This is a genomic window from Caballeronia sp. SBC1 (assembly GCF_011493005.1).
Taxonomy (GTDB): domain Bacteria; phylum Pseudomonadota; class Gammaproteobacteria; order Burkholderiales; family Burkholderiaceae; genus Caballeronia.
Genome location: NZ_CP049158.1, coordinates 585,771 through 597,593, shown reverse-complemented (window position 1 = coordinate 597,593; position 11,823 = coordinate 585,771). Strand labels below are relative to the sequence as shown.

General features: G+C 60.5%; 8 protein-coding genes. All 8 read right to left on the bottom strand.

Translation table 11 applies throughout. The features are described from left to right. Positions 1-520 precede the first annotated feature (520 nt). A complete protein-coding gene (locus SBC1_RS29600; protein WP_165103306.1) occupies positions 521-1,993 on the bottom strand; it encodes an alginate export family protein in 1,473 nt (490 codons plus the stop codon). Then, positions 1,990-2,925, bottom strand: coding sequence for a glyoxalase (locus tag SBC1_RS29595; RefSeq protein ID WP_165103303.1), 936 nt, complete (start codon positions 2,923-2,925; stop codon positions 1,990-1,992). The genes SBC1_RS29600 and SBC1_RS29595 overlap by 4 nt, the downstream gene beginning before the upstream one ends. Before the next feature lie 55 nt (positions 2,926-2,980). Next, a complete protein-coding gene (locus tag SBC1_RS29590) occupies positions 2,981-3,226 on the bottom strand; it encodes a DUF1427 family protein (protein WP_165103300.1) in 246 nt (81 codons plus the stop codon). Between the two features lie 27 nt (positions 3,227-3,253). After that, complete coding sequence (locus SBC1_RS29585; RefSeq protein WP_165103297.1) at positions 3,254-3,895, bottom strand: HD domain-containing protein; 642 nt, start codon at positions 3,893-3,895, stop codon at positions 3,254-3,256. A 94-nt stretch (positions 3,896-3,989) separates the two neighbouring features. After that, positions 3,990-5,867: an amidohydrolase gene (locus SBC1_RS29580; protein WP_165103294.1), complete on the bottom strand. Its 1,878-nt coding sequence runs from the start codon at positions 5,865-5,867 to the stop codon at positions 3,990-3,992. Between the two features lie 143 nt (positions 5,868-6,010). Next, the gene (locus SBC1_RS29575) at positions 6,011-6,649 is read right to left on the bottom strand and encodes a hydrolase (protein WP_165103291.1); all 639 of its coding nucleotides are present in this window, start codon (positions 6,647-6,649) and stop codon (positions 6,011-6,013) included. Between the two features lie 183 nt (positions 6,650-6,832). Further along, positions 6,833-9,721 carry a winged helix-turn-helix domain-containing protein gene (locus SBC1_RS29570; RefSeq protein ID WP_165103288.1) on the bottom strand — a complete coding sequence of 963 codons (2,889 nt, stop codon included), beginning with the start codon at positions 9,719-9,721 and terminating at the stop codon, positions 6,833-6,835. Between the two features lie 428 nt (positions 9,722-10,149). After that, on the bottom strand, positions 10,150-11,610 hold the full coding sequence (locus SBC1_RS29565; RefSeq protein ID WP_165103285.1) for a mechanosensitive ion channel domain-containing protein: 1,461 nt from the start codon (positions 11,608-11,610) through the stop codon (positions 10,150-10,152). Positions 11,611-11,823 lie beyond the last annotated feature (213 nt).

Here is an 11,823-nt window from a genome sequence, read left to right as displayed (position 1 = left end):
GGGCCTGCTAGCCCGCAGCTAACTCACCAAAATCTGAGGCAGTAAATACGCGTCAAGCTGCTACGGATCAAGCTGTGATCTACGAATACGACCGCGCAGATCAGGCAGTCAACCTAGAAAAAAATGCAGCCGTCAATGCGCGTGAGGCCGTGCGGATTTCTTGGCAATGGTGCTTGCCCGAGAGCGTTGGGGGCGAAGCGTGTTCGTGTCAGGATTCGCGAGAAGGAGGGGTTCAAACATCCGTGGCTCTGGCGAGCACCGTGCTTTTGGGGCACCTATGAATAGAAACTGCACGCTGTGGACACTTAGGGTAGCGTGGTTTGAAAGCGCTTTCTTTGCGTCATTTCTTTGTCGCTTTGGACAAAGAAATGACGCGCCGCCACGCGCAGTGGCTAAAGGTGATAAAGAAATTAGCTAACCTAAGCAGACCACTAACACTGAAAGCAGCAACCCAGCATTGACCTCGACCGCTAACCCTGGAACCCGGCAACCGAGCACCTACCCCGACCAACCCCTCCCCCTACCACCCGTATTTAACCTCCACCCCAATATAATCGGCATTGCTGCCGCCCACCGCGCGAATCGCATCGCCGACCTGGAAATGCACCGCCTCGACCGAGCCGATCAGATTCGCCGCGATGGTCCAGTCCGCGCGCAATTGCACATACATGCCGGTCCACAAGCTGCCGTGACCGGCCGTTCCCGGCACAGGCACGGAGCCTTGCGCATACACGGCGTCGGCCGTGGTCTCACGCCACTGGAAGCCGACGGCCGCCAGCAAGGACAAGTTGCTCACCGGCTTCAACGTAATGCTCGGCTTGACGTGAATCAGGTTGCTGTAGCCGGTATAACCGGCCAGCGTGAAATAGTAGCCGTTGGGAAACAGCGGGTTGAACGTCCCGATCCTGCCATCACCCGGATGACGATCGCCCGATGCCGCGTCAATTTGAATACCCGCACGCGGCGTCCCGGGAACATCACTGAAGGTATAACCGGCCAGCGACCCAAGCGCCCACGCACCAATCGTGCTATTGCCAACATGCCCGCTTTGCAGCATTGACTCGACATCCCAATCCACCTGTCCCGCCTTGCCGGTGTAACGCAAGTCGAATACATCGCGATGCTCATCGCCGGTCGCGTCAAGAAACTGCGCGTTGTCGCGGTTATAGCGCGAGTAGTATCCGGACAGATCGCCCGGCCCCACGTCCTGACGCTCGAAACGCACACCGCTGAACGTCAGGTGACGGTTCGAGACGTCATCGAAGTCGCTGGCATCGCGGTACTGAACCGGCTGCGTGGCATAGGCTATGAAACGCCAGCGCTGGATCTCCCAGTCGGTCCAGACCCCGTCGAACGCTTGCCGCACATTCGGACCGTCGCGGACCGAAATAAAGCGCTGCAAGTCGAACGCCATCTCCTGACGTCCCACCCTGAACTTGAACGTGCCGCCACCGAGCGACCCGACGTAAGTGATGAACGCCTGCTCGAGATCAAGCGGGTTTTTGTCGACCGGTGTCACGGAGTCCTTACCGTAAGGCTGAGCATCTTCGATCTGCGTAAAGATCTGCAGATGATCGCCGAGGCGGAGGTCGGCGTGTACTTCGGCGCGTTGCAGCAGGTAGGTATCGTCGTGATTCGCACCCACCCCGAACAACGCCGCATTGTTGACTTCCAGCCGCTCGCGCAAGTTCGCACCGAGCGAGAGGTACGACGCCGGATCGTTACCCAGCGGCATGGTCTTGAGGCCGTCCAGCGGCTCGCGCGGCACGCACGGATTCGCGAGCACCGACCAGTCCTCTTGCCATCGATTGAACAAGACCGTGGGGCGCTTAGCGTCGCAGGTCGTCACGGGCGTGGGCGCAGGCGGCTGTACATCGCCCGCATCCGATGCAGCGCGAGCGTCCATTGCCGCAACGCTCGCACTCATCGCCAACGTGAAACCCGAAAGCGCCAGCAATCTTCCCGAGCACCGCGAACGTCGCGTCTGCGTCATTGAGCGGCTGTGTCGTGGATCTCGGCGATATACCCCCCGGGGAATTCGACGATCGACGTTTTGCCCCTGCCAGTCTGGTACGGCGCAAACAGTACCTTGGCGCCTGCCGCCTCGGCCTTCGCCAGTGTCGCTGCGAGGTCCGTCACCTGGTAGCCGGTCGTCTCACGCCCGAACGGATACGGGAGCTTGCCGTCGGTCACGAACACCATCATCTTGCCGAAGCCCGATTCAATCCGGATGCAGCGCATGGTTTCTCCTGGACGACCGATCACGCCGGCATCCGCATGCCGATCGTCTGACACAACCTTGCCTTGCGAGAACCGCACGAACCGGCGCACGAAGCCATCGACGGCCGAGCGGGACATGTACACGCGATTGTCCGGCACCGATTCAAGCCGCCCGTATGACGGCGCTTTCGTATGCCAATACAACTGCATGTTCAAGCCGCCGGGCCAGCGGATCAGCGCGTCCTTGCCGATAGGGTCATCGAATGGCTCGACAGTCACATCCGCACCCGCGGCACGGGCCGCGTGCACGGCGCGGTCCATGTCGGTCACGAGATAGCCGGTACGCTCGTCGCCGAACGGATACGGGATTGGCGTCTGGAACGCAAACACGGACAGCATGCCGACCGGCGTCTGCACGTATTGGGACGCGGTCTTGCTCGGCGTCGGCGTCACGGTGAAGACCGCACGCGGCGAAGCCTTGCCGCCGAAGGTCGCCAGGAAGCTGTTGACGAATGCATCGATATCTTCGTTTGACACATACACGTGGGTCGTATCGTACTGAGGACCGACGGCGACGTTCGTACTCGCCGACGCGGGCTCGAGTTCAGCCGCGGCCTGAACGACACCGGGCGCGCTCGCCGCGCCGAGCAACGCGCAGGCGAAGGCGACTGCGGCGGCGAGCCGGGAGACAGTAATGCGCGACATGAAAACTCCTGTTTTTATTCGGTATAAAGGTAGATAAGAAAGCGGCGCGCTTGATTCACTTGCCGCCGTTTCCCGGCTCGGCGCCGGGCGCCGCTTTCGCTGATGCGGGCGTCTCCATTTGCTGGACCTGAACGCTGACCGGGAACAGATGAGCACGCACCACGGGTATCGTATGCTCCCCGAGCACGATGCCCAACAAACCTGCGAGCGCGATCAACGGCGGTGCGGGTGATTGCACACGCACCAGGCAATACAGCAGGCCGACCACAAAGCCTGCTGCAAGCGAAATAAGATAGGGCATCGTCGAAGCCTCTTGTCTAAGCTAAAGCTACTCTTTCCAGTCGGAGCCCAGAATCAGGCCGCAGAAATTCATGCGCCGATAGTTCGGATCGCAACGCTCGAGTACGTCGGCGTTGACCGTACCGAATGTTGTTGCGGGACGGTTCGCCATCGCCTGCGCGAACACATCGATGATCTGTTCCTTGAAGCCCTTACCGCGCGGATATTCGACTAGTACTGCGTTGCGCTCCGCGCGGCCGACCTCATCGAAATGCATGCCGAGCAGATCCGTCTCGACCCCGGCCGCGACCAACCCGGTCAACGCGGACATGTGCGAACAGATGCCGAACGTAGTGTGCAGCGCAATCGCATTCCAGACATCGGCTATGGCGTCCTTGGGCACGTCATAGCCGTCAAGAAATTCCCTGACCGCATTGGCACCGTCCACTTCGAAGCGCAACTGAGAGTCGCGGTAAAGCGCGGTCAGCCCCATGTCGTGAAAAAGCGCGGCTACGTACAGCAGTTCGGCGTTGAAGACAACCCGCCTGCGAACGCCGATCAGCGCCGCAAACAGGAACACCCGCGATGAATGGCGATAGAGAATGTCCGGCTCGATAGCGCGCGAAGCGGCAGCCGCCGCACGCGCCATCTTGCTGTCTGGAATCGCGATTCCCGCGATGCGCTTTGTCATCGCCATCTCCTTGCCCGGGCTTGCCATCACCTCTGCTCATATGCCCTCATGCAGCCTCAAGAAACCTGAATCGTCCTGAATTCGCCGCGACGTTTCAGAACGCGAAACAACTGCAACCGAGGGCGCCCCAGAAGCCGTTTGGATCACTGACCGGGACCTGCTTGCGCCACGCCCACATGTGACCATGAGCATGGATGCCGCACAGGTTGGCGCAACCATCAGCGCACGCCTGCTGGACGACCGCGCCGGGCTGGTATCGGCTATAACCACCGAACTCCGCTACCGGCGACCACGACGGACTAACCGGCAACGGCGGCGGTCCAAGCGCGCTGAACTCGGCATCCGCATGGACAACCCTTCCGTTGACCACGGTCAGTACTGACGACAGGTATTTGATCCGCGTTTCATCGACCGTGAAATAGTCGTCGTTAAGCGCAGCGAAGTCCGCAAACTGCCCGGGCACCAGCGCGCCCTTACGCGCCTCTTCGCCCGAGAACCAGCTACTGCCCACCGTATAGCGGCGCAGCGCTTCCATGCGGTCCAGGCGGTCCTGCGGTGCGTACATCTGCATGCCGCCAACCGTGCAGCCCGACACCATCCAGTACAGCGACACGAACGGATTGAAACTTGCCACGCGCGTGGCGTCGGTACCTGCGCCTACTGGCAGGCCTGCTGCCAGCATCTGTTGGATCGGTGGCGTCCTGGCGGCTGCCTGCGCCCCATAGCGATGGACGAAATACTCACCCTGAAACGCCATGCGGTGCTGGATGGCGATACCGCCGCCAAGCGCCGCGATGCGGTCGATGTTGCGCTGTGAAATGGTTTCGCAATGGTCGAAGAACCAGCGCAGGCCGTTGAACGGCGTGTCCTTGTTGACGCGTTCGAACACGTTCAGGAAGCGGTCGACGGACTCGTCATAGGTCGCATGCAGACGGAACGGCCAGCGGTTCTGCACAAGCAGCCGGACCACCGCTTCCAGTTCCGCTTCAAGCGTCTCCGGGAGCTCCGGACGCGGCTCGAGAAAGTCCTCGAAATCGGCCGCGGAAAAGACCAGCATTTCACCTGCGCCGTTCAGACGCAGGAAGTCATCGCCTTCGCCCGGCTTGGTCATCTTCACCCAACGCGCGAAGTCCTCGATCTCCTTCTTCGCATTCTGTGTGAAGAGGTTATAGGCAATGCGCATGGTCAGCTCACCGCGTTTGGCCAGCGACATGATCACGGCGTAGTCGTCAGGATAGGCCTGGTATCCACCGCCTGCATCAATTGCACTTGTGACGCCGAGACGGTTGAGTTCGCGCATGAAATGCCGCGTCGAATTCACCTGGTCGTCGTAAGCAAGCTTGGGTCCTTTCGCGAGCGTCGCATATAGCAAACCCGCATTGGGGCGCGCAATCAACATGCCGGTCGGATTGCCGCGCTTGTCGCGCTGGATTTCGCCGCCCGGCGGGTCAGGCGTGTCCTTGCTATACCCCACTGCGCGTAGCGCCGCCGCATTCAGCAATGCGCTGTCATAGAGATGCAGAATGAACACGGGAGTGTCCGGCGCAATGGCGTTGATCTCTTCGAGCGTCGGACCGCGCCGCTCCGCAAACTGCAGCTCGTTCCAGCCGCCGATCACGCGCACCCATTGCGGTGCGGGCGTACGCGCCACTTGCCGGCGCAGCATCTCGAGCGCATCGCCAAGCGACGGCACGCCGTCCCAGCGCAATTCCATATTAAAGTTCAGGCCGCCCCGGATCACGTGCAGATGCGAGTCGTTAAGCCCAGGGATTACAGTGCGCCCTTTCAGGTCGACACGTTGAGTGCCGGCGTGGGCGAATTGCATCGTGTGAGCGTCAGTGCCGGTGGTGAGAATTTTTCCGTCCTTGACCGCAAGTGCCGTAACGAAGGATCGCTTGTCATCCTGGGTAGCGATCTTGCCGTTAAAAAAGATGGCATCCGCAGACGCGGCGGCAGGGGTTGGCGCTGTCATCGTCGTCCTCATGCTTTAGGGTACGCAACGGCGGCGAACGTGGTCCATCCAAAGGCGGAAATCACTGTTCGCGGCCGTGTGTTGACGTGCTTATCTATGTGCTTGTCTAGGTGCTTCTTCCATATGCTTCGGTGCCGCGCGTTTCAGCCGCCCGCTTCGCTCGCGTGCTCGCCGAGGATCTGCTTCGCGTAACGCACGCCAATACCGTAGGCGCTATGTGCCTTGAAGATATCCATGCAGCCCTCGTATGTCTCGCCGCGACCCCAGTCGCGTTGCAGCTCGCACATGAATTGCAATGAGGTCATGGGGACAGCGCCAGCCTGGATAATCCGCTGCACGGCACGCTCATGCGCTTCTTCGGTGATGTCTCCGCAAGCGTCGGTCGGGACGTAGATCTCGTATCCCGCGGCGATCATCTGCACGGTCGGAAACGCCACGCAGACTTCCGTCCACAAGCCGGCGAGCACGATCTTCTTGCGCCCGGTCGCTTCAATCGCCTTGCGGAAGTTCACGTCCTCCCAGGAGTTCATCGAGGTACGATCGATCGGTTTTTGCTCAGGAAAGACGGCCTGAGGTTCCGGGATGAACTCGCCGCTGAAAGTCTGCGCGGCGATCGTCGTGAGGATCGTGGGAACCTTGAACAGCTTTGCGGCTTTCGCGAGGACCTGGACGTTGTGCACGATGGTCGTGCGGTCATGGGAATGCGTTCCGAAGAACATCTGCGGCTGGTAGTCGATCAACGCTAGAGCACAGGTATCAGGGGTGAGTAATTCATGCGGCATGGAATGCTCCTTGGTCTGGCCTCAGACTGAATCGGCACGGCGACGCACACCACCGTGTAAAATGTCGGCAACCGGGATGGCAGGCAATGAGGCGCATATGAGCCGCATCTGAGCTGCATCTCGATTCCGGTTTGAGGCTACAGAGAGGGAGTCTTAAAGTCCTGAGGACGACCTGAATCCTTCTTAAAGGATCGAGCCGCTCGCGCGTGGACGCGCAGCCGCAGCAAGGCCGCATTCGGCGGACGATGCGGGGGCAACATTCAGTGGCGGGAGGATATAGCCGGGTGCAGCAATGCCATGGCTGTGCTCAGGCATAGGTACGTCAGATAATGGATGAGGCAACCGCATTTCGCTCGCATCGCCCTGCCTTTTTTGAAGCTCGTCGAGGCTTGCGGCGGCACGGCGTTCGAGTTCGCCCGCGCCTTGGCGCCGCGCATGATCGAGTGCGGATACGAACCACGATTCAGCGTCCGTCGTCTGGTGCGCAGCGAGCGCGATCTCCCCTCTCACCCTGCGCAGTTCCGGGTAGTACCAGCGCTCGCCCGTTTCCTCGCAGTGACGCAATGCTTCGTTGATTGCGGTCATCGCATCGTCACGCCGTCCGCCACCCAGCGAAGCCCGTGCGAACTGCGCAAGCAGCAGCGTCAGCGGTGCAAGAAAGCCGCTCTTGCGCAATGCGTCGAGCGACGCGCGGAACTGCGGCAACCGACACTGACCTTCGCCGGACATCGATTGCAGGTATTCCTCATAGCAGTCACAGCAAGTCGCCCAGATCGCGAAGCCCGCGTGCGATGCACGGCTTCTCAACATAGCGATGCCAGCCTCGGCAACAGCTTGGTCAAACATCAGCAGTGCGATCGGTATAAGCGCCTCAACGAGTACGTAACACGTCACCATGTCATGCTCGTATTCAAGCGCGGCATCGAGCGCGTGTTGTGCGAGCCTCAACGCTTCCTGCGTTTCGCCCTGAACCCATGACACCCGCGCAAGCGTAGCGCGCGCGACAATGCCGTGATCGATCCGAAAGCCGACTGTGTTCCAGCGATGCTGCCCATACACGTACGCGTTCAGCATCCCTTCGAGCTGCTCGCGGGCAGCCGACGGCTCGCCCGCATAGTGCAGCGCAACGCCTTCGATCCGGCAGCCGATGACACGCTGGGTCCGGTTCTCGAACTGCTGTGCAAGCGCGCCGAAGCGGCGCGCGAGCAACAGCGCTGCCCGTGCTTCGCCGCCGTACTGGAAAGCATTCCACAAGCCCCAGAGAGCGCGCGATTCGAACTCGGTGTCGCTCGCAGCCACGGCGAGCGACAACACCTCGGACCAGGCATCGCGCACCGCCACTGTCGGCCCCTCCGTGTACACGAGCGCCGCTGCATAGGCCGCCAGAAGCCGCAGCTTCGTGTTGACGGATACGCTTTCAGGATCAGCGCGGCTCACCGCATCGATCGCGATGCGAGCCCGCTCGCAACACTCGTCCACGAGTGAGACATCGAAGAGAAACGGTACCGCCATCGCGGAGAGCTCAATGCCGACCGACCGGTCGCCGCCGGGAGCAAACGCCCAGTCAAGCGCGGTACGCAGGTTGCCCACTTCATGGCGGAACTCGGCCAGCCATTCGCTGGGCGGACGTTCTGTGTGGTGATACGGAGCACGATCGAAGATCGTACGCACCCAGGTCGCGTGTGCCAGCGCGGCGGCCTTGCGCTCGCCGTTGTCTTCGAGCTGCTGCAACGCGTGGGCCCGCGTGGTCGCAAGCAGGCGATAGCGCGAAGGCACCGCGCCGCTATCGTGAATCACCAGCGACTTCGAGACCAGGCCGCTAAGTGCATCGAGGATCTCGGTTTGCGAAAAGCCGTGGGCGGCCACCATGTGACAGGCGGCATCGAAGGAAAATCCGTTCATGAATACGCCGAGGCAACGCAGCAACGTACGCTCGGTATCGTCAAGAAGACGATAACTCCAGTCGAGCATGGCCTTCAACGTCTGATGGCGTGGCAACACGCCCCTGAAGCCACCGGTCAGGATGCGAAAACACTCATCAAGATGGTCAGCCAGCACTTCAATGCCAAGCACGGCCGCACGCGCCGCCGCCAGTTCGATCGCAAGCGGTATGCCGTCGAGCCGGCGGCATACAAGGCCGGTGAGAAAGAGGCTGCGTTTATCGAAAGAAAAGCATGGATCGATCGTGCGGGCGCGGGCAAGGAACAGCTGCACCGCACTTGTCTGAAGGATCTCGTCGCCAAGGCTTGCATCCTGGGGCACATCGAGCGGCGGCACGTGATACAGCACCTCGTCCTGGATGCGAAGTGCCTCGCGGCTGGTCGCAAGCACGCATAATGCCGGGTTCGCGGCCGTCATGGCGCGGGCCATCTCCGCGGCCGCGTCGATCACATGCTCGCAATTGTCCAGCACGATCAGCACACGACGGCCGGCTATTTCGGCTGCGATCAGATCGGGCGATAAACGCCCCGCTGGCAACTTCATACCAAGCGCACCGGCCAGTGCTTCCAGCGCGAAGCGCGCATTCGATACCGAAGCAAGCGGCACGAACACCACGCCGTCCGGAAAACGCATGGTGGCCTGACCTGCAACTTCCAGCGCAACCCGCGTCTTGCCAATACCGCCCGCGCCGACCAGCGTCAAAACGCGTGCAGCATTCAGAGCACCCAGCACTTGTGCAACCAGGGCCTGGCGGCCAATCAAATCCGATACGCCGGCAGGAAGCATGGTCGAAGTGCATGTCAACAAACACGCGTCGTCTTCACACTGCAAGGGTGGCTCTTCATGCGCCGGTATCAGCCGATAACCGCGGCCCGGGACCGTCTTGATCAGATCACGATCCGCGCCGAGCGCCTTGCGCAAGGCAGCAACATGAACCTGCAGATTGTTTTCCTCGACCACCGTATCGGGCCATACGCGACGCATGATCTCGTCCTTCGAGACCAGCGTTCCCTGCGCGCGGATCAACAGCTCGAGAATGTCGAATGCGCGGCTGCCAATACGCAGCGACTCGCTATTGAGCTGGATTTCCCTGCTCTCCAGGGATATGAGAAGTTGCCCGATCCGGACCATCGCACGCTCGATTCCGAAGGGTGACGGGTGAAAAAAGGGTTGCGGCGCTAAGCGATTCAGTTGGCAAATCTTACGGCACGGACACGAATGGAACATTGAAAAATTTCGATTCGACAAATCGAAAATCTTGATGTGTCTCGGTTAGCAAGCCGTGCGAGCGGGCGCAATGTAGGCGGCACGATATGCAGGCGCTTAGGCCAGCAGTAGATCATCGCCTGCCTTGACGGCTAATTCACCCCTTGTACTATTCAGTAAATCAGGCGTTCCTATAGCGATGATTTTTTAGCTATATAACGCATGAGGGCGCCTTTTTAAGTCGGCTGCATGACAGCTTTAAAGATGGTTTTTGTGCCGGCATGAGTTGAATGCAAGTCGATGGAACGCGGCTGTGCGTCACGGCTCGCCAGGCTGCTCGCTTGGTGGATTCGTTAAGTGGTCAGTTCATGCAGCTTGTGCATGCCTTCGCGCAGCCAGTCCAGCAGCGTGCGTTCGGTGCCCACCGGCACAGGTATCTCAGTGTTCAGCTTGCGCAGGGAGTCCTGCCGTTGCGAAAGCAGGTGACACATCTGCTGACCTATTTCCGGCCGGCTCTTTAACAAGGGCGTCAGGTCCACCTTGTCCAGCCGATAGATTACGGCATGCGTCAAAGCCGTGACTTGCGCTTGAATCGGCAAACCCGCCAGGATGCCTGCTTCACCGATGGAGTCGCCAGGTCCCAGGCGCGCGGATTCGACCGGGCCTGAGGGCCCCGTCACCATCACCGACACAACCCCCGACGCGACGATCATCAGGTAGTCCATCACCTCATCTGACTTGACGACCACCTGATCCGCTTCATATTCATGGCGCGACAGTCTCCTGGATAGCGCCTCGATTTCCTCGCTCTTCAAGGCCCGGAAAAGATCGACGCGCGACAGGAGCCGTTGGCGGCGATCGGCGGCGTCGTGACGAGGCGGCCGTGGAACGCTCAATGGCCAGAGCTCGATTCCCGCAGCGGCGAGATGACGATGGCACAGGTCGTAAAGCTGGTTCGTCACGGCCACGGACTTGCCCATGTCATCGATATAAACCGTGACTTCGTATTCAATCGAATTGATCGAGGCCTGCTTGATAAGCGCATAGGGTGCCGGCGTTTGCAGCACCATACTGCTTCCCGCTACCGCGCGCTCCAACGCGCCAAGGACGGTAGCCGGGCGTTCTTCCGGTGAAATCTGGAGCGCGATGGTCACGCCGTGAAGCGCAACGGGACGGCTGCTGTTGGTGATTTTCGCCTTGGCCGCCACACTGTTTGGGACGATGACAATATTGCCTTGGGACGTGAGCAGGTGCGTCGCGCGCCAGTTCATCTCAAGTACCTTGCCGTCCACGCCATCAACCGAGACCCAGTCCCCAATGTGATAAGGCTCGGTCGTGTTCAGCACGATCCCGGCGAACACATCGCTAAGCGTGCTTTGTATGGCAAGGCCCAGCACGATTGCCAGTGCACCGGAGGTGGCGACCAGTCCGGTCACCGGCAACCCCAGCACGAATGCAAGCGAAGCGACGACGGCTGCAAGAAAAACCAGCGCACCGAGTACGTCCTGGAAGAGGCGTTCCCTGTGCCAATGGCGCGATCGGAACGCTGCATCCAGCGATAACGTAAGAAGACGCGCGCCGATGAGCCACCACGAAACCTCAAGGATCTGAGCCGCAAGATGACGGCCCGGGGACTCAGGCCAGGGGGCCGGCGTGAACGGACTCAGGGCCGATCCGAACAGCACCGCACTCAGCAGCGCGAAGATCCCGAGTCTGAGCAGTAAGCGAAGGGTGTCGTTGCGTGGAAACGCTGCCCGCCAGAGCACGACGTCCACCATGACCAACACAAAGCCAAGAACCAGCGGATCTTTCACAAGACTGCTCCCGACATAGAGAATCTTCAGTGTTGGTGCGCCAAGAACGGGTGCGCACAGTCACATGTTGTTTTGTCTGAATGCCTTCGCATTCTACGGTTTCCTGGTCTTATCGGTCTTAACCGTAGAACGTGTTGTGCGTCCGGCGTTCACAACGTACGCGATGCAAACGCACGAACTTGGGCGAGGAACGCGGGAGCCGTCCTGATCCGG

Bases quoted from the DNA above. Each gene is read 5' to 3' on its own strand.
- SBC1_RS29600 (WP_165103306.1), bottom strand. From the start codon at position 1,993: ATGACGCAGACGCGACGTTCGCGGTGCTCGGGAAGATTGCTGGCGCTT.
- SBC1_RS29595 (WP_165103303.1), bottom strand. From the start codon at position 2,925: ATGTCGCGCATTACTGTCTCCCGGCTCGCCGCCGCAGTCGCCTTCGCC.
- SBC1_RS29590 (WP_165103300.1), bottom strand. From the start codon at position 3,226: ATGCCCTATCTTATTTCGCTTGCAGCAGGCTTTGTGGTCGGCCTGCTG.
- SBC1_RS29585 (WP_165103297.1), bottom strand. From the start codon at position 3,895: ATGACAAAGCGCATCGCGGGAATCGCGATTCCAGACAGCAAGATGGCG.
- SBC1_RS29580 (WP_165103294.1), bottom strand. From the start codon at position 5,867: ATGACAGCGCCAACCCCTGCCGCCGCGTCTGCGGATGCCATCTTTTTT.
- SBC1_RS29575 (WP_165103291.1), bottom strand. From the start codon at position 6,649: ATGCCGCATGAATTACTCACCCCTGATACCTGTGCTCTAGCGTTGATC.
- SBC1_RS29570 (WP_165103288.1), bottom strand. From the start codon at position 9,721: ATGGTCCGGATCGGGCAACTTCTCATATCCCTGGAGAGCAGGGAAATC.